Origin of the sequence: Nocardia sp. alder85J (genome assembly GCF_020176955.2) — a bacterium.
Taxonomy (GTDB): Bacteria; Actinomycetota; Actinomycetes; order Mycobacteriales; family Mycobacteriaceae; genus Nocardia.
This window is the reverse complement of sequence record NZ_JAIUCZ020000008.1, coordinates 11,788-29,447: the sequence shown is the minus strand read 5'-3', so window position 1 is coordinate 29,447 and position 17,660 is coordinate 11,788. Positions and strand designations below refer to the sequence as shown.

The following is a 17,660-nucleotide window of genomic DNA, read 5'->3' as shown; positions in this document are numbered from 1 at the left end:
ACCCGATGCCGGCGGTAGGCTCGATGTCGTGCTTCCATCGCGGAACTACCGAGAGCACAAGGTCAAGCCCGATCACGCACCATTGTTCGATGAGCTGATCCGTCGCGCCGAATTGGTTCGCGTCATGAACTTCGACGAGGCGGGCGTTGCAGCATACGAGGCCGCGAACGAAGCCGTTCTCGGGTCTTGTGACCGCCTGATCGCAGTGTGGGACGGGCACGGCGTTGACCCTGGCGGAACGGGTTCGGTTGTCGCGCTCGCTCGATCACGAGGACTTACAGTCGATGCCGTTTGGCCGGAGGGTGCCGCTCGAGGTTGATCGGCGGCGCGGGGCAGGGCCGCACCCTGATTAGCCACTGAATAGCCCAGAGGGAAAGCTGGGCCAATTTGTGAGGTAACTCACATATGTTGTGTCATATGCCCGAGTTGCATGATTGTCCCATGGTTGGGACGGGTCGCTAGGGCGCGCCATCAAGGGTGCCGATTGGTAGCTGGCACGCACCCGGAGTGTGTGATGTTCGGCGGCTTCGTGACCTGCCGTCGGCGAGGTGCTGGCGGGACTTGCCGGGAGTGAGACCGTCATTTTGACCGTAAGATTCACCGGTAGCTATCGTGAGGTATAGGGAGCTTCCGGGAGCGTCCATACTGACGAATGTCGGTGCGCTGCAATAGATTAAGGGAGGTTCCGGGAAGTGACGGGAGGTGTGGGGAATGGCCGCTGACCTGGTGGTTCGCAGGGGTGAACTGTGGAGCTACAACCCACATGGTTCGACTCGCCGTCGCAACATCGTGCTCATCTCCAGTGACGGCATCAACGAATCCCCCCGCCCCTGGCTGATCGCCACCGAGGTCCTCGACGAGGATCCGCAGGACATCCTGGCCGTCACCCTCCCCGGCCACGGCTGGATGCACGCCGGCAACCTGGGCCGCATCTACCGCGGCTGGCTGGCCGAGCGCCTGGGCACCCTGGACCCCGACGTGGTCGAGCGCATCGACACCGCGCTGCGGGCCGCGATGGACCTGTGAAATTCCCACCCGACTGTTCTCGCGCGCCCGAATGGTGCAGGATCACCACGGCGGCTTCTCCGCCCGAATGCCCGATTCGTCATCGTCGGAAACGAGGAAACTGTTGAGGATTTCGCTGATCGCCGCCACCCTGGTCGCCCTCCCGCTGCTGGCCGCCTGCGGCTCGAGCAACTCCCAGTCCACGGACCAGAAGACCGCCGCCCAGCCCGCGATCACCCAGGCCGACCTCTCCAAGGCCCTGGTCGACAGCGGCCTGAAGGACCAGAAACTCGCCGACTGCGCCGCCAAAGTCTATGTGGACCAGGGCATCTCGCAGGACGGCCTGCGCGCGATGACCAAGCCCGGCACCAACGCCCAAGCCTCCGACCCGGATTCGATGGGCCTGAGCAAGGACGACGCCGACAAGGCACGCGCCGCAACCCAGAAGATCGTCACGGACTGCATCAGCAAGTAGAGCGAGAAGCCCCTGTCCCCGAAGATCGGGGCAGCACCCGCGCAATGACATCCGGCGCGATCACGGCGACGAGCAGCCTGATCACCGCGCCCTGCAAGGCCGGGCCGAGGATGCAGAACGGCACGAGCGGAATGCCGATGATGGTGGCACAGGCGACAGCGCCGAACACGGCCCCCACGACCGCACCCCCGCCCCGCCGTTGGGCAGCGGATCATGGTTGACCGCACTCACCTGATGCCCGGCACCCCGCAGGGTCCGGCCCGTTGCCGCTACGCCGCCGAGGACCAGGGCCTGCTGACCGTGAACACACGCTCACGACCCCGGCCGCCTACATCCGCCCTCGGACGCGCGCTGATGATGAAACGTACGTTCGACATGCGGCACGAGGTGTTCCGTTTTCGATCAGCTGAATCATGTATCGGGCCTGGACGCGTGCTGCCGAGCCGCACCGCGAGCGCCCGGTAGCCGCTGGGGTGGACGGGGTCCTGTTACCTTCTCCTGTCAGCACTCGTCATAGGTGCGACGACCGAATACGAACGATCGTCGCGCCAGCGAATGGAGAACGGGATGCTGACCAACATCATGTACGTGACGATCTACGTCACCGATCAGGACCGCGCGCTGGGGTTCTACACCGAGGGGCTCGGCCTGGAAAAGCAGATCGACTTCCCGGGGCCCGACGGACGTTTCCTCACCGTCGGCGTTCCCGATAGCTCGGTGCAGATCATCCTGTGGTCGCATGCGGCGGCCGCGGGACAGCCGGCCGACGTGGACCGGCATGCCGCGCCCGGTCCGCTCGTCCTCGAATCCGACGATCTGCGAAAGGATTTCGAGATCCTTCGCCAGCGCGGCGTCACCTTCGAACAATCCGAACCCGAGGACTACCCGTTCGGGGTCCGCATCGAGACGATGGACCCGGACGGCAACCGGATCTCGCTGCGTCAGCAGCGGAAGCCGTGACGTCCCACCCGTCCAGCCTCGTAACCGAGGCGTTCGAAGCCCAGCGCGATCGGCTGCGTACCGTCGCGTACCGCGTGCTGGGCTCGCACGCCGACGCCGAGGACGTGGTTCAGGAAGCCTGGATGCGCCTCGTCCGCCAGGACACGGCGAACATCGGCAACGTGGCGGGTTGGCTGACTACCGTGGTCGGCCGCATCAGCCTCGACCTCCTGAGATCCCGCCGGGCCCACCCCGAAACCGCCTACGGGCAAGATTTTTCGGATCTCTTGGTGACGCCTGATGACGATCCTGCGCCGGACGAGCAAGTGGTGTTGGCCGATTCGGTCGGCCTCGCCCTGCTCGTCGTGCTCGACTCGCTCACCCCGAGCGAGCGCCTGGCGTTCGTCCTGCACGACATGTTCGCGGTCCCGTTCGATGAGATTGGTCAGATCCTGGGCAAATCCGCCGACGCCACCAAGATGATCGCCAGCCGCGCCCGCCGCAAGGTCCAAGCCACGGACCGGTCGGCGGTCCCCGGCCGCGAGCACCGAGAGGTCGTCCAAGCGTTCCGCGCCGCCGCCCTCGGCGGCGATTTCCAAGCGCTCCTGCGCGTCCTCGACCCGAACGTGAAGTTGACCGTCGACACCCCCGATGGCGTGGTTGTCACCCTCGGCGCCACCGAGGTCGCCGCCGGCGCGCGCATGTTCTCCGGCGAGGTCGCCCGCCACCGGCCCGTGCTGGTCAACGGCATCCCCGGCCAGATGTCCTGGCGCTCCGACGGAACCCCCCTCTCCGTCATCGCCTTCGCGGTCACCGAGGGCCGGATCACTGCCATCCACATCGTCGTCGACCCCGCCACACTCGCCTCGATCCATCTGCCGGACCCGGCCTGAGCCTGTGCCGTCAGGGTCGACCTGTGCATGTGCAAGGCCATCCGGACCGACCGACCGAGTTCCTCGCCGCCGCGGCCGTGCGGACAGCGCTGTCTTCGGCGTTATGGGATCTTTCGCGTCATCGGCCGTACGCGTGCGGCGGCTCGGCCGCTCTCTCGAGCACCTGATCGAGTTGTCCAAGACCCGGTAGGAGCGCGGCGTGGACTTCGTGGTGCTGGATCAGGGCATCGACACTTCCACCGCGATGGGACGCATGTTCTTCCAGATCCTGGGTTCGATCGCCGAATTCGAGCACGCGCTGGTGTCCGAACGCACCCGCGACGGACTAACCGCAATGCCGCTCAGTTTGGCATTGTGCCCGGTTGTCAACCGGGCACGATGTGTACGTTGATCTGGGTTTTGTAGGTGGTGCGGTCGATCGGGCCTTTGGCGCGGTGTTTGGAGATGGCGCGTTTGACCACGCGGGGGCTGGTGCGTTCCCGGCGTGGCGGGAGCGGGTCGGCCAGGATGGCGCGGCCGATGGCGCCGATCAGGTCGATGGTGGTGCCGGCCAGGACTGCGGCGGCGTGGATGAGCTGGTCGCGGGCAGTGTGCACGGCGATGGTGAAACTGGCGCGGTCGGCGGTGAAATCTCCGCTGGCCAGGGCGGTGTCGGCGATGGCGGTGCGTAGTGCTTGGTAGGTGATCAGCAGGGCATAGATCTCTTGGGTGACACCGCCGGGAGTGCGGGCACGTAACACCCGCCCGCCCAGTATGGTCGATTTCAGCTCGAGATAGCTGGTTTCGATCTCCCACCGCTGATGATAAAGCCGAACCAATTCGGTTGCAGGGTACTGGGTTTCGTCGGTCAGGGTGGTGATCAGACGGTAGCGGCCGACCCGGCGCGGGCCACCCTGGCAGCGCACGACGATCTCGGCGTCGACCACGCGCACCAGGACCGGGCCGACCCGCGCCAGCCACGACCGGTCCTGCAGATGCTTGATCGGCGGCAAGACGCGGTTGTCCTTGCAGCGAATCAGTAGCTCCGCCCGCGTGGCGGAGATCTTCTCGATCAGGGCCGCGACCGCGAAGTTGCGGTCGGCCAGCAACAGCATGCCTGGTTTCAGGCAATCGAAAAGCTGTGGTGCGTAGCTGGTTTCCCCGGTCAGGTAGGGGCCGGACACCGCGTCGATGACGGTGCGGGTGCCGCAGGCGACCACGGTCAGCAGCCGCAGCATCGGATACCCGGCCGCGGCGTCGGGCCGCCCGGTCTGGCGGCCGAACATCGCCGAGTTCGCAGTGCTGTCGGGGGTGAACATCGTGGTGCCGTCGATCGCGCACACCAGCAGCCCGCGCCACCGCACCGCACCCACGCCCGGACCTGCCACCAACGCGAACAAGGCCCGCAGCGGCGCGGGGCCGACCCGCCGCAACGCCTGGGTCACCGCCGAAGACGCTGGTGCTGGCACCGGCACATCGCCCAGGCCGCTGACCAGCCGCGCCCACACCTGCCGGTAACCGATCTGTTCGAACAACGCCCCGGCCAGCAGCAGATACACCACCACCCGCGAGGGCAGCACACGCACCCGCCGCTCAGTGGCCCGCGTGGCCTCCAACGCGGCATCAACGAGGTCGAACGACACGATCTGGGTCAACTCACCCAGATGCCCCGGCGCGAACACCCCCGCAGCTACCGCCGCACGCCGGGAGATGACAGACTGAACCGACAGCGGAACTCCTTGGTCGAAGGCTTGTCTTTGGCGGACAACACCTCTCTACCAGCAGTTCCGCTGTCTTTTCTACCCAGACCTCCAGCCCCGCAACAACATCCCCTTGACAGCTGGCCCACCACCCAAACTGAGCGGCATTGGGACTAACCGCGGCCCGGGTGCGTGGGCGCACCGGCGGGCAGAAACCGAAACTCGGGCCCCGCCAGGTGGCCCTGGCCCGGCAGAGGTACGACGAAACCGACGACCGCGGCAAGCGCCGCTACACCGTGGAGCAGATCGCCGCCGAATTCGTTGGTCAGCCCCGATCACGTCGGAGACACCATCGGGCTCAAAGACATTGAGGCCGCCCGCCGCGCCTACCGCCGGCGCGTACGCGCGCAGGTCGACGAACGCCTCACCGTGGTCACCGGCTACCTGCCCGCGCCCTCGCGCGCGCCCGCGGCGCCGAGACCGGCGAAGTCGCCACCACAGCTTCGCGCCCACCTCGAGGAGTGAACATGCCCCAGCTGCGGAACCGGCCGTTCATCGCCACCAGGAAACATCGCCGCTTCGTCGAGTTCGCAGACACCGTCAAGCGCGACCGGACCATCGGAATCTGCTGCGGCGCAGCAGGAATCGGCAAAACCCTCTCCGCATCCCGCTACGCCCGCCGGGACAAGGCCGAACCCCTGCTCGCCACATGGGGTCCCCGCGAGGAATCCGACAAGGACGTCTACGCCACGCCGGCGCGTACGCGCACCGTCTTCTACAGGCCCACCGTCGCAGCCGCCCCACGCGAACTGCGCGAGGACCTCGAACGCCTGCGCAGCCGGTCAACATCTGCACCGACCAGCCTGTGGACACCCGCTGTACTCCCCGCCCGACTACATCGAGCTGATCGCCATCGACGAATCCGAATGCGAGTCACAGCCTCGCCCATCGGACCCGGTCCATAGGCAGACGTGCAGGTCCTGACCTCATCGAACCATTCCCGAACGCCGCCGCTATCCGGGTGCAGGTTTGTTCGGGCGCAGCTTGTGAGGGGCGAATTGTCCTGTCCTGCTGCGGTCTTGGCTATCCGCCCGTGATCGGCGCAGATGTCGCACCGTTGGCTACAGTGAGGAGGCCAGCCGCCGGACTGCTGACCATCTTGGCAGCTCAGCGCATGTTTTGAAAGAGCCGGTGACGGGAATCGAACCCGCACTCTCAGCTTGGGAAGCTGATGTTCTACCACTAAACTACACCGGCGGCTGGGTACCGGATCGGTACGAGACGCGTCGGCGACTCTACCAGACCGGGGGCGGGCGGTAGCAAGTTCGCTGGTGCGGGGCGGGGGTGTGGCGGCGGGGGAACGGGTGGGCACTACGCTCTTGCGCGTGCTGCTTTCGGATCGTGACATTCGTGCCGAGCTGGCCAGCGGACGGCTCGGGGTGGAGCCGTTCGATGCGTTGCTGGTTCAGCCGTCCAGTATCGATGTGCGGCTGGACGGGTTGTTCCGGGTGTTCAACAACACCCGGTATACGCATATCGATCCGGCGCAGCGGCAGGATGAGCTGACCACGCTGGTGGAGCCGGTGGCGGGGGAGCCGTTCGTGTTGCATCCGGGTGAGTTCGTGCTCGGGTCGACGCTGGAGGTGTGCACGTTGCCGGATGATCTGGCCGGGCGGCTGGAGGGGAAGTCGAGCCTGGGGCGGCTCGGGTTGCTCACGCATTCGACGGCCGGATTCATCGATCCGGGGTTCAGTGGGCACATCACTTTGGAGTTGTCGAATGTGGCCAATCTGCCGATCACCTTGTGGCCGGGGATGAAGATCGGGCAGTTGTGCCTGTTCCGGCTGACCAGTCCGGCCGAGAATCCTTACGGGAGTGCGGCGGCGGGGTCGAAGTATCAGGGGCAGCGGGGGCCGACGCCGTCGCGGGCGTATCTGAATTTCCCGATCGCCAAGATTTAGGCGGCCGTCACCGGGGTGGGTCACAGGTTCGCCGAGCGTACTATGTGCAGGTCCGGGCGGGTGGGGCCGCCGGAGATATCGCAGGCGGTCAGTTCCCGGATGCGGTCCGGGGGTGGTATGGGGTGCCGCGATGCCCACTACCGAGGTCGGCGAGAAGGCGTTGCGCCCGGACATCTCGGAACGCCTGCGCGCCGAACCTGATACCGCGCCGGCGGCGGACCCGCGCGGTTGCCCCGCGGTGGGTCATTCGACAGCCCGCGGCGAGCCGACGGATCGGCCCGCGACCGGGCCACGCGACGACCCCGGGTGGGCCGCCGGATCAACCTGGCGGCGGCCGCGCCGGACCACCCCGTGGCGGGCCGTCGCACAGCGCGCCGAGTGGCCCGGAATCGCTTCTACCAGGCGGTTCGACGGCGATCCCCACCTGTACACCTGCTGTTGCCCGGTCTCTCGCCTCGATGACGCAGTGCGGCCATCGCGGCTGGATATCACTCGAATATGCGTCTCACGGTGTTCGGGACCGGTTATCTGGGAGCCACCCATGCGGCCTGCATGGCTGAGCTGGGGCACGAGGTGATCGGCGTCGACGTCGATCCGGGGAAGGTGGCCAAGCTCGCCGACGGGGTCGTGCCGTTCTACGAACCCGGTCTGGAAGTGGTGCTGCGGCGCAATCTGGACGCGGGCCGGCTGCGGTTCACCACCTCGTATCCGGAGGCGGCCGCGCATGCGGACGTGCACTTCCTCGGGGTCGGGACGCCGCAGAAGAAGGGTGAGTACGCCGCCGACCTGAAATACGTGCACTCCGTGGTGGATACGCTGGCACCGCTGCTGGAGCGGCCCGCGGTGATCATCGGCAAGTCCACGGTGCCGGTCGGTACCGCCGCCGAACTCGGCGCCCGGGCCCGCGCCGCCGCGACGGTCGACGTCGAGGTGGCCTGGAATCCGGAATTCCTGCGCGAGGGCTTCGCGGTGCAGGACACCCTGCGCCCGGATCGGCTGGTGCTGGGCACCGATCGCGACCGGGGGGCCGGGTCCGCCCGGGTCGAGGAGCTGGTGCGCGAGATCTACGCGGAGCTGCTGGCGGCCGAGGTGCCGTTCCTCGGCACCGACCTGGCCACCGCGGAATTGGTGAAGGTCTCCGCGAATGCCTTTCTGGCGACCAAGATCTCGTTCATCAACGCGGTGTCGGAGGTGTGCGAGGCGACCGGCGCGGATGTGACGGTGCTGGCCGACGCGCTGGGTCACGACGCCCGCATCGGCCGCCGATTCCTCAATGCCGGACTGGGTTTCGGCGGCGGATGTCTCCCGAAGGACATTCGCGCCTTCATGGCCCGCGCGGGCGAGCTCGGCGCCGACCACGCGCTGGCCTTCCTGCGCGAGGTGGACAACATCAACATGCGCCGCCGGACCAAGGTGGTCGACATGGCCGCGAAGGCTTGCGGCGGAACGCTGCTCGGCGCGAACGTGGCCGTGCTCGGCGCGGCGTTCAAGCCGGAATCCGACGATGTGCGTGATTCCCCGGCGCTGAACGTGGCGGGCATGATCCAGCTGCACGGCGCCGTGGTCACCGTGTACGACCCGAAGGCCCTGGAGAATTCGCGGCAGATTTTCCCGACGCTCAATTACGCCACCTCGGTGGTGGACGCCTGCGATCGGGCCGACGTGGTGCTGGTTCTCACCGAATGGAACGAATTCACCGCATTGTTGCCCGAGCAGCTGAATCCGGTGGTGCGGCGGCGCACGGTGATCGACGGCCGCAACTGTCTCGATCGCGCCCGCTGGCGTGCGGCCGGGTGGGCGTATGCGGGACTCGGCACTCCGTAGTGTCGGACCGGCAGGGTACAGTGACGCACACCGCAGTGTGATGCGACGTTGGCCATCTGCAGGGGGTCGCGGCCGCGCACACGTCGTGGAGCGTGAAACGAGATGGGCGGCACATGAGTTCGGTACTGGGAGTCTCGGTGGGGGCCGGCGCCGTTCGTGTGGCGCGGCCGCACGCCGGGAACACCGCCGAATTCTTCACCGCTGATCGCTTCGACCTCCAGACCCAGCCGGTCGAAGGGCAGCGCGGCGAGGAGATCGCGGCCGACCTCATCAGCGGAATCCACCTCTCGACAGTGGATCTCGATGCCACGGCCGTGGGCTACCGTGACGACCAGCATGCTCGCACGTTGCGGGCCGCCTTCGCCCGGCGGCAACTGGTCAACTACGAGCTGGTGCCGGAAGTCATGGCGGCCGTGGAGTTCCTGCTCGCCGCGGGCGAATTGCAGGGCTACCGCACCATCGCCCTCTACGATCTGGGTAGCTCCGGGTTGTCGGTCAGCGTCGTCGATCTGGTCACCCGCCAGCTGCACTACAGCGAGCGCACCAGCGATATCGGCGGCGACTACCTGGACGCGCTGATCCGGGAGCAGCAGATCGCCTCCGGCCGCATCGCCCATCCGGCCGATCCCGCGGGCCTGACCGCACTGGACACGCTGTGCCGGCGGGCCAAGGAGCAGCTGAGCGGGAACACCGCGGTGGCGATGCCGTCCGAGTACGGCCTGGTGCTGATCTCGCAGGAGAATTTCGAGGCGCTGATCCAGCTGGCGGTGGAATCCTCGGCCCGGCTGACCCGCGAGGTGATCACCCGCTCGGAACAGGCGGTGCAGGCGGTGGTCGCCATCGGCGGCGGCGCGCACATCCCGCTGGTGTCCCGGACCGTGGGCCGCTGGACCGGTATGCCGGTGGTGGTGCCGGCCCAGCCGGAGACCGTGGTGGCCCGGGGTGCGTCGCTGCTGGCCCGGCCCTCCGTCCTCGCCGCCCCGACCCGCCCGGTGCCGAGGGTGACCGGAGCGGTCGAACGTCCCGTCGCGAAGACGAAAGCGGTGGCCACGATCGCGGAACCCGCTGCCCCGCTGAAGGAACCGGGGCCGAGCCGGCGCCGGGAACTGAGCGTGGCCGGTGTCGCGGTGGGCGCCCTGGTGGTGATCGCCGCCCTCGGTTCCGCATTGGGCTGGGGTCCGCAAGTGCTGCGAGGTGATTCGCAGAAGAGCAGCGCACAGCCGAGTTCGGCCGTCACCACTGCCGTGCGCCCGCCGGTCGACCCCACGGCAGCCCGATCCACCGACGATCCGACCAACGTCCCGATCTCGGCGCCGCCGCAACAGTATTCACCGACCACCGTCGAGGCCACGTCGACCACACCGGGCCCGAACACCATCGTGGTGGTGCCCGGCCTGCCTCCGATCGTGGTGCCGACCATCCCGCCGGGCGTGCTGCCGCAGATTCCGATGCCCGGCCAGCAACAGCGCCAGCAGCGCTGATTCCGGCCGGCGGTCCGAATCGGCTGCTGCCGGTGGTCGGCTGCGCAGTCGGCACCACCCGCCTCCGAGGATGGCCGGAGTCGCCTCCGCCGTCGGTGAGCCGCCGCGGCAGCACCGATCTCCCCGTGATGCCACCGGTCGCCGACCGCGATCCGCGTTGTACCCGCGCCGAATCGAGTGGCGGACAGCGGTATCGGTGGCGGAAAGGCCGGGCGCCGGAGGGTTCCGGCCGATCCGGTCAGAAGTTGTAGTCGTCCGTCGACGAGTGCCGTCCGTGGCGGCCCTGCCGGGTCTCCGAATCGGCCGGTGATCCGCCGTAACCTGTTGCGGCAGGCCGCTCGCCCTGGGGGCGGGACAACTCGCCGGAGTGGGGGTCCGGATCGCCGAGGCGGCGGGGCGGGGTGGCCGCGAACGCTCCCGTGTTGTAGGTGGTGGGGCCGTAACCGCCGAGTTCGTAGCTGCCCGAGTCGTAGCCGGTGGTATCGCGGGTGTTCGGCGGATAAGACGGGTCGCCCCACGGCGAGAAGCCGCCGGACTGCGGCGCGTCCGGCGCCGGCGTCCCAGCCGGGAAGTGCTGCGGCGGCTGGGCTTTCGACTGCGGGTGGCCGAGTCGCGCGGGGGTGCCGCCCGATCCGTACGCCGGGCCGCCCGTCGCCTCCGGCGGGAACCGGTGCGGGCGGCTGTCGGTGAAGGCGTCCGGCTCGCGCCGCTCGTAGCCGGTGGGCCGGCTCGGCGGCTGCTGGCCGTGAGCCGGGGGCACGGCGGTGAATTCGCCGGAGCCGTACGGTGCGGGGGGTTGCCGGGTGGGCGGCGGCGTGGCGGCCGGCTGCTCACCGGACCGGTAGGGATCGGCGGGACGCCGTGCGCTCGCCGGATACTCCCCGGACCGGTACGGGTCCGCCGGGGCTTGCCCGGATCGGTACGGGTCCGCCGGATACTGCCCGGACCCGTACGGATCGACCGGATACTGCCCGGACCGATGCGGATCGGCTTGGTGCTGCCCGGACCGATGCGGATCGGCTTGGTGCTGCGCGGACCGTGGTGACTCTGCCTGGTACTGCGCGGATCGGCGTGAGTCGGCTTGGTACTGCGCGGATCGGCGTGAGTCGGCTTGGTACTGCGCGGATCTGGACGACTCGCCCGGATACGGTCCGGACTGTGGCGGGGCGGCCGGATACTGCCCGGAGCGGTACGGATCGGCGGACTGCTCACCGGTCCGCGGTGCGGCCGGCTGCTCGCGCGAGCGGGCGGCGGCGGCCGCTTGTTCGCGAGCCCGCGCGGCGCCCGCCTGTTCGCGGGAGCGGGCCGTCGGCTGCTCGCGGGCGGCCGGGTACTCGCCCGAGCGATAGGGGTCGACCGGAATCTCCCCGGACCGGGGGGAATCCGCCGCCGACCGCGGCATGCCCCGGCCCGGCGTTCCGGCCGGGCGGCGGGCGGGGTCGGCGCTGCGCTCGCCGTCGGGGCGGCGGGTCCGGCCCCCTCCCGGGCCCTCGTGCAGATCCGCGTAGTAGCGGTCGAGGTCGTCGTCCTCGTGGTTGTGGTCGTGGTCGTGTGGATGCTCGCCGGTGGGCGGCTGCGGCTCGCGGCGCCGGGGCGGCTCCTCGGCGCGGCGGCCGCGGGTGCGCGGCGGCTCGGCCTCGACCGACCGCCGCCCGCGCCGGGCCGTACCGCGCGGCGCCGCAACGGATTCCGGCGACGCCCCGAACGGCCGCGCCAGCACGACCGCGATCGCGGTGGTCAACGGCACCGACAGCGCCAGGCAGATACCGCCCACCGCGGACCGGGTGATCTCGATCGCGACCGCGTCACCGGTGATCACATCGGTGATCGAGCGCCCGGCCACCGAGAACATCAGCAGCAGCGGCAGCGCCCCACCGGCGTAGGCCAGCACCAGGGTGTAGACGGTGCTGGCGATGTGGTCGCGGCCCACCCGCATGGCGGCGGCGAACACCTCGCGGCGGGAGGCGGCTTTGTCCAGGGTGGCCAGCTCGAACGCCGCCGACGCCTGGGTGATGGTGACGTCGTTGAGCACGCCCAGGGAGCCGATGATGAATCCGGCCAGCAGCAGTCCGGTGATGCTCACGTGCTGCAGATAGGTTGCGACGTTGGTGTTCTGCTCTTCGGACAGCCCGGTCACGTGGGTGAGTTTCAGGGTCACCCAGGACAGCACGGCGGCCAGCACCATCGCGCTCAGCGTGCCCAGCAGCGCCGAACTGGTCCGCAGGTTCACCCCGTGCGCGAGATACAGGACCGCGTAGAGGATCAGCGCCCCGGCGACCAGTGCCACCGGCAGGGCGGGTTTCCCGTCCAGCAGGGCGGGCAGCAGGAACAGCACCAGCACGCCGAACGCGAAGCCGAGGCCCAGCACCGCGCGTAGCCCGCGCCAGCGCGCGACCACCACGATCACCAGGGCGAAGCACACGACGATCAGCGTCAGCGGCAGTCCGCGCGAGAAGTCGTCGAACGAATAGGTCGGTACGCCGCTGGGGTCGTTCTGCCGCACCAGCCGGATGTGGTCACCGGCGTGCAGGTCGGGTTGCCCCGGTCCGGGCGCGATTTCGAGCAGTGTGTGCTTGCCCTGCTGCGGCCCGGAGTCGATGGACACGATGCTGCGCTGGCAGTTGTAGGAGTTCGGCCGCGGCGCCGCCGGGGTGTCGTCGAAGGCCTTGCCGTTGGAGAGGCTGCCGCACGGTCCGATGTCCTGCATCCTCACGGTGCCGGATTCGGTCTGCATCGCGCCGCCGACTCCGTTCTGCATCGGCAGTGGGATGGCGACGTGCTGGTGACTGGGCCACATCCAGACCGCGCCGATCAGCACGAGCACGCCGATTCCGGTGAGCAGCCCGATCACCACCCGTTTGGCCGCCGTTCCGATCTCGAGCGGACCGGAGTGATGGTGGTGATGGTGGTCGCTCACCGAGTCCCTGCCTGTCGTCGTGTGCCCTGAGCGACGAGCCTAAAGGATTCACCTTGGCAACTTCTCGAGAGTGGAGCGGCCGCCGATCTGGAGCTCACGGTCGCGACGGGCCCGCAGCCACCCGGCAACCATCGGAGTGTAGGCAGCCGGGTACCGAACGGATACCGCGGGGGAAAGTTTTGGGAGGGGCGGCGGAGAGCAGGGGGATGTCTCCGCCGCCCGGGGGATTCGGCGCCCAGGGGGGGTAGGCGGCCGAACCCGGGGCCGAGCGGCCCAGGGGGGTAGGCGGCTCGGCCAGGGCACCCGAAGGTGCCGAGGACTACTGTACACAAAACCGCCCGCTTTGCACCAGTTGGTCGTCAAAAACCGAGGGTTTTCGAACTTCGGGTTGGTTTTGTGGCCCTATTGCCGGTAGCTGGCCAGGAAGTTACCGAACCGCTCGATCGCCACCGCGAGATCACGTGCCCACGGCAGCGTGACGATCCGGAGGTGATCGTGGTGCGGCCAGTTGAAACCGGTGCCCTGCACCATCAGGATCTTCTCCTGCAACAGCAGATCCAGCACCAGTTTGCCATCGTCGCGGATCTCGTACACCTCCGGATCCAGCCGCGGGAAGGCGTACAGCGCGCCCTTCGGCTTCACGCAGGTGACGCCGGGGATGGAGTTGAGCCGTTCCCAGGCCACGTCGCGTTGTTCCAGCAACCGGCCGCCGGGCAGGATCAGATCCTCGATGCTCTGATGTCCGCCCAGCGCCACCTGGATCGCGTGCTGTGCGGGCACGTTCGGGCACAGCCGGGAGGAGGCGAGCAGGTCGATGCCCTCCAGGAAACCCGCGGCATGCTCGCGCGGACCGGTGATGACCAGCCAGCCGGACCGGTAGCCCGCCACCCGGTAGGTCTTGGACAGGCCGTTGAAGGTCAGGCACAGCAGATCGGGCGCCAGCGTCGCCAGCGAGATGTGCTTGGCGTCGTCGTAGAGGATCTTGTCGTAGATCTCGTCGGCGAGCAGCAGCAGCTGATGTTTGCGGGCCAGGTCGACCAGCTGTTGCAGCACCTCGGTGGAGTACACCGCGCCGGTCGGATTGTTCGGATTGATCACCAGCAGTGCCTTGGTGCGGTCGGTGATCTTCGACTCCAGGTCGGCGATATCGGGCTGCCAGCCGTTGGACTCGTCGCACAGGTAGTGCACGGGGGTGCCGCCGGCCAGGCTGGTCATCGCCGTCCAGAGCGGGTAGTCCGGCGCCGGGATCAGCACCTCGTCGCCGGAGTCCAGCAGCGCCTGCATGGTGATGGTGATCAGCTCGGAGACGCCGTTGCCCAGGTAGACATCGTTGACGTCGAATTCCGGGAAACCTGGCACCAGCTGATAGCGGGTGACGATCGCCCGGCGCGCGGACAGGATGCCCTTGGATTCTGAATAGCCCTGCGCGTAGGGCAGCGCGGCGATGATGTCCCGCATGATCACGTCCGGCGCGTCGAAGCCGAACGGCGCGGGATTGCCGATGTTGAGCTTGAGGATGCGATGGCCCTCGGCCTCCAGCCGCGCGGCGTGCGCATGTACCGGCCCCCGGATCTCGTAGACGACGTTCTGGAGCTTGGTCGACTGCTCCAGGATGCGCGGGGGCCGATGATGTGACTGGCTGGTAGGACTCACGATGTCAATGGTGCCACCCGGCAGCAAGGCGTTTGTTCACCCCGCCGGAATGTTATGAACGGCCGTTCAGGATGTGGGGCTACCCGGCAGCATCCCGCGCGAGACGGTGGCCCCGCAGAATTCCTCCAGCCGCTCGTCCAGCCGGCGGGCCTCCCGGGCGTCTCGGAACCGCGGGCTCGCGATGTGCCGCCGCAGCCCGGTCAGCCGCTCCTCCAGCTGGGCGATGCGCTTGTCCTCGTCCAATTGCAGCACCGGTTGCAGGGATTCGGTCGCGCCATCGAGGCTGCCGTTGATCAGGTGGGCGGCCGCGCTGTCGACCCGGGCCAGCGATTCCGCGCCGTACGAGCGTTGCTGCAACGGACCGGAGGCGTACAGTTCGATGGCGCGCTGGGTCGCGGCCAGCGCCGGTTCCGCCTGTCCGAGATGGATATAGGTCGCGCCGGCGTAGTAGTGACTCTTCGGCTCACCGAAGCCGAAGACGCCGCCGATCTCGTCGTGCAGGGTGTCGGTGCCGGCGCCGCCGCGCGCGGTGTCGGCGGCCCGGATACAGCGTTCGGCGTCGACGGTACTGCCCAGTTTCGACCAGATGCGGGCCTCGATGTTGTGCAGGCGCGCCTGTGCGGTCGCGGATTCCGCGTACTGCTGCCCGCCCTGCGCCAGCAGCACCGCACGCCGCGGCCGCTCCGACCAGTACTCGATGAGCGCCTGCATGCCGCGCGTCCACGCGCGTAATCCGTTGTGCCCGCACAGTTCCGCGTAGGCCCAGGCCGCGCGGGCCTGTTCGCCCGCGGCGTCGTGGTAACCGAGATCGGTGCTGGCATTGGCGAGCAGTCCGGAGAGAATTCCGGCGATCAGATACAGATGGCTGGTGTCCGAAGGCTTTTGACGGCCCTCCAGCAATCGGTACACCCGGCGTCGCACGCGCAACATCTCCACCATCATCGGGGCCGGCGGGACGTGAACATAGTCGTTGGCGATGCGGAGAACGTCGCTGTCGAGTTGTTCCAGAGCGGTCGGCCCTAAATTGGAGGCCTCGGCCCGGCCCGCGTGCTCGCTTGCTTCGTGGGCAGCAGCCATGATCAGATCCCTCTCCGAAATTGCCGCCAACGCATCGGCTCTCATCGCACCCGCGTCCACGAGGTCCAGAAGTTCCGCGTCGGAGGAATAGTGGGCGCCCACCGAATCCGGTTGCTGCGCATCGTCTTCTGTCGCGAATCCATCGATCGACGGCGCGTCGATCAATGCCGCGAACCGTGCCCGCACGACTTCGTCGGACCTGGCCAGAGAGGTGTCCAGCGCAGCCTGATTGACCGGGCGCGGATGCACCCGGACGCCGCCGGCCTCCCATTTCGAAACCAGCCGTTCGTGAACCCCGAGATGAGCGGCGAACTCCCGAATACTCATCCGCTTGGCATCGCGGAGAGCCCGGGCCTCCCTGCCTGACCACTGCCGTACCACGACGTCATTCCTTCCGAACGAACCGGTGCTGTCCAGGGTACGAGTGGTCGGTGATCTCGGCCACAGCCGAAATGGAGCTGGTATCAGGCAATTCGCCCAATTCTCGGTGAGGGGCAGTGAAAGGGCAGTGGTGGGCGGGTGGCCGGGCGTTCCGGATTCGCCCCAACGGGGCGAACCTGGTAGGGAATCGAGGAGAGCGCCCGTGAACGTCGAGAAACTCCACACCGTCGAGGAATGGGTGACGTTCTACCGGCAGGACTTGGCATTGCCGGTCACCGAACGCGGCGGCTTCGTCATGCTACCCGTGACGGTTCGGCTTGCCGTGGTGCATCTTCCGCTCGTGCGGGCCGAGCGGGTGCGGGAATCGCTGGCGCAGCAGGGTATCGGCGGTCCGGTACTGGCCCGCCAGATTCGCTGGAGCTTTCTGGTGACGCCGGACGGCCGGCCCGGCCCGCAGGTATTGGACGTATTGAACCGGCTCGATATCGGAATTCCCGCGGCGGGCAGTGCCATCATGCTGCCCACCGGATTGGGCCGCTGGACCCGGGAGGGCTGCCACTGGGTGGTCCCGCCGGGTCCCGGCACCGAACTCCCACCCCTGTCCGTGGTGATCACGACAGCGCTGGCGGTGGGGTCCGGCGGCGAGGACTGACCGCAGACCGGTCCTCGCCACCGGGCGGCCGGGTCCGCCCCTTTCCCGGCAGTCGACGGGGCGGACCTCGGCCACGTTCAACGGCCGCGAAGGCACGGGGCGAGGCCTCGATACACAGGTGGGGCCGTGCACAATTCCCCTGTGCGCAGGTGCGTGGTGACCGCCTGCGGGTGGTTCTGTGTCATTCGGTAGCTGCGAAGTCGCTGAAATTCACATATGCGTCGGATTCGAACAAGATCGATCCGTCTGTCGAGATCTGGTTAATGAAGCGCAAATTCGAGCCGATCGGTCTGATATCGCATTTCCGATACGGTCGACGGGAATGCCCGGATTCTGTGATAGGAATTCGCCGGTCGGTGTCCGATCATCGGCAACCCGGTCGGTGACCGGTGGAGGAAACGGATTTCGAGGGAATTCCGGAATGAAGAGGATGCGTTGCGTGGGGACGGCGGCCGTGGCCGCCGGTCCGCTGTCCGATGGCGCCGACGAGGCGGCCGCCGGCAGCGGCGCTGGCCGGCCGGTCAACGGCGGCGGCGCCACCCCACGACGCCGATCCGGCACGGCTCGGCGCCGGGCCGGATCGACACGCCGGTCCGCAGTGGTGGCGCCCCGATGGGCGCCGCTGCCGACGGCCGGTAGGTGATCGCGGCCCTCGCCGGACCGGGCGTAAGCCCGTGACCGGCGATCGGGGGGTCGTCGAACGGCCGGTGGCAGCTCCGCAGA

At 68.3% G+C, this 17,660-nt stretch carries 14 protein-coding genes, 1 tRNA gene and 1 pseudogene; 10 read left to right on the top strand and 6 right to left on the bottom strand.

Annotated elements, in window-relative coordinates; translation table 11 throughout:
- Positions 1-711: 711 nt before the first annotated feature.
- Together LBW94_RS28320 and LBW94_RS28315 are read left to right on the top strand one after the other, a co-directional pair.
- Entirely contained in the window at positions 712-1,026 is a 315-nt protein-coding gene (locus tag LBW94_RS28320) for a hypothetical protein (RefSeq protein ID WP_225059883.1), read from the top strand.
- A gap of 103 nt (positions 1,027-1,129) precedes the next feature.
- Complete coding sequence (locus LBW94_RS28315; protein WP_225059882.1) at positions 1,130-1,480, top strand: hypothetical protein; 351 nt, start codon at positions 1,130-1,132, stop codon at positions 1,478-1,480.
- Here LBW94_RS28315 and LBW94_RS28310 read toward each other — a convergent pair.
- On the bottom strand, positions 1,470-1,658 hold the full coding sequence (locus tag LBW94_RS28310) for a hypothetical protein (RefSeq protein WP_225059881.1): 189 nt from the start codon (positions 1,656-1,658) through the stop codon (positions 1,470-1,472). The two genes, LBW94_RS28315 and LBW94_RS28310, sit on opposite strands and share 11 nt — an antisense overlap.
- Before the next feature lie 389 nt (positions 1,659-2,047).
- Between LBW94_RS28310 and LBW94_RS28305 the strand changes: the two genes are divergently transcribed.
- The 3 genes from LBW94_RS28305 to LBW94_RS28295 all read left to right on the top strand — a co-directional run bounded on the left by LBW94_RS28305 (position 2,048) and on the right by LBW94_RS28295 (position 3,703).
- A complete protein-coding gene (locus LBW94_RS28305; RefSeq protein ID WP_225059880.1) occupies positions 2,048-2,440 on the top strand; it encodes a VOC family protein in 393 nt (130 codons plus the stop codon).
- Positions 2,437-3,312, top strand: a complete 876-nt coding sequence (locus tag LBW94_RS28300; RefSeq protein WP_225059879.1) for a sigma-70 family RNA polymerase sigma factor — start codon at positions 2,437-2,439, stop codon at positions 3,310-3,312. The genes LBW94_RS28305 and LBW94_RS28300 overlap by 4 nt, the downstream gene beginning before the upstream one ends.
- A gap of 199 nt (positions 3,313-3,511) precedes the next feature.
- The gene (locus tag LBW94_RS28295) at positions 3,512-3,703 is read left to right on the top strand and encodes a recombinase family protein (RefSeq protein WP_225059878.1); all 192 of its coding nucleotides are present in this window, start codon (positions 3,512-3,514) and stop codon (positions 3,701-3,703) included.
- Here the strand turns inward: LBW94_RS28295 and LBW94_RS28290 are convergent.
- Positions 3,678-4,973 (bottom strand): IS4 family transposase, encoded by a 1,296-nt coding sequence (locus LBW94_RS28290; RefSeq protein ID WP_225062800.1) that lies wholly within the window; start codon positions 4,971-4,973, stop codon positions 3,678-3,680. The genes LBW94_RS28295 and LBW94_RS28290 overlap by 26 nt on opposite strands.
- Before the next feature lie 545 nt (positions 4,974-5,518).
- Between LBW94_RS28290 and LBW94_RS28285 the strand changes: the two genes are divergently transcribed.
- Positions 5,519-5,956 carry an AAA family ATPase gene (locus LBW94_RS28285; RefSeq protein WP_225059777.1) on the top strand — a complete coding sequence of 146 codons (438 nt, stop codon included), beginning with the start codon at positions 5,519-5,521 and terminating at the stop codon, positions 5,954-5,956.
- Positions 5,957-6,177: 221 nt separating this feature from the next.
- On the opposite strand, the gene LBW94_RS28280 is transcribed toward LBW94_RS28285, so the two are convergent.
- Positions 6,178-6,248 (bottom strand) — tRNA-Gly (locus LBW94_RS28280).
- A gap of 128 nt (positions 6,249-6,376) precedes the next feature.
- Between LBW94_RS28280 and dcd the strand changes: the two genes are divergently transcribed.
- The 3 genes from dcd to LBW94_RS28265 all read left to right on the top strand — a co-directional run bounded on the left by dcd (position 6,377) and on the right by LBW94_RS28265 (position 10,257).
- Positions 6,377-6,952, top strand: coding sequence for a dCTP deaminase (gene dcd / locus LBW94_RS28275; protein WP_225059776.1), 576 nt, complete (start codon positions 6,377-6,379; stop codon positions 6,950-6,952).
- Between the two features lie 498 nt (positions 6,953-7,450).
- On the top strand, positions 7,451-8,776 hold the full coding sequence (locus LBW94_RS28270; RefSeq protein WP_225059775.1) for a UDP-glucose dehydrogenase family protein: 1,326 nt from the start codon (positions 7,451-7,453) through the stop codon (positions 8,774-8,776).
- 113 nt (positions 8,777-8,889) lie between these two features.
- Positions 8,890-10,257, top strand: coding sequence for an Hsp70 family protein (locus tag LBW94_RS28265; protein ID WP_225059774.1), 1,368 nt, complete (start codon positions 8,890-8,892; stop codon positions 10,255-10,257).
- 1,645 nt (positions 10,258-11,902) lie between these two features.
- Here the strand turns inward: LBW94_RS28265 and LBW94_RS28260 are convergent.
- The 3 genes and pseudogenes from LBW94_RS28260 to LBW94_RS28250 all read right to left on the bottom strand — a co-directional run.
- A pseudogene (locus LBW94_RS28260) lies at positions 11,903-13,174 on the bottom strand (YibE/F family protein); the annotation flags it as partial.
- 402 nt (positions 13,175-13,576) lie between these two features.
- A complete protein-coding gene (locus LBW94_RS28255; protein ID WP_416276979.1) occupies positions 13,577-14,836 on the bottom strand; it encodes a pyridoxal phosphate-dependent aminotransferase in 1,260 nt (419 codons plus the stop codon).
- A 57-nt stretch (positions 14,837-14,893) separates the two neighbouring features.
- Entirely contained in the window at positions 14,894-16,231 is a 1,338-nt protein-coding gene (locus tag LBW94_RS28250) for an XRE family transcriptional regulator (protein ID WP_225059772.1), read from the bottom strand.
- A 256-nt stretch (positions 16,232-16,487) separates the two neighbouring features.
- On the opposite strand from LBW94_RS28250, the gene LBW94_RS28245 reads away from it, so the two are divergent.
- The gene (locus LBW94_RS28245) at positions 16,488-16,937 is read left to right on the top strand and encodes a hypothetical protein (RefSeq protein ID WP_225059771.1); all 450 of its coding nucleotides are present in this window, start codon (positions 16,488-16,490) and stop codon (positions 16,935-16,937) included.
- Positions 16,938-17,660: the final 723 nt, after the last annotated feature.

Bases quoted from the DNA above. Each gene is read 5' to 3' on its own strand.
- LBW94_RS28320 (WP_225059883.1), top strand. From the start codon at position 712: ATGGCCGCTGACCTGGTGGTTCGCAGGGGTGAACTGTGGAGCTACAAC.
- LBW94_RS28305 (WP_225059880.1), top strand. From the start codon at position 2,048: ATGCTGACCAACATCATGTACGTGACGATCTACGTCACCGATCAGGAC.
- LBW94_RS28285 (WP_225059777.1), top strand. From the start codon at position 5,519: ATGCCCCAGCTGCGGAACCGGCCGTTCATCGCCACCAGGAAACATCGC.
- LBW94_RS28270 (WP_225059775.1), top strand. From the start codon at position 7,451: ATGCGTCTCACGGTGTTCGGGACCGGTTATCTGGGAGCCACCCATGCG.
- LBW94_RS28265 (WP_225059774.1), top strand. From the start codon at position 8,890: ATGAGTTCGGTACTGGGAGTCTCGGTGGGGGCCGGCGCCGTTCGTGTG.
- LBW94_RS28250 (WP_225059772.1), bottom strand. From the start codon at position 16,231: ATGAGTATTCGGGAGTTCGCCGCTCATCTCGGGGTTCACGAACGGCTG.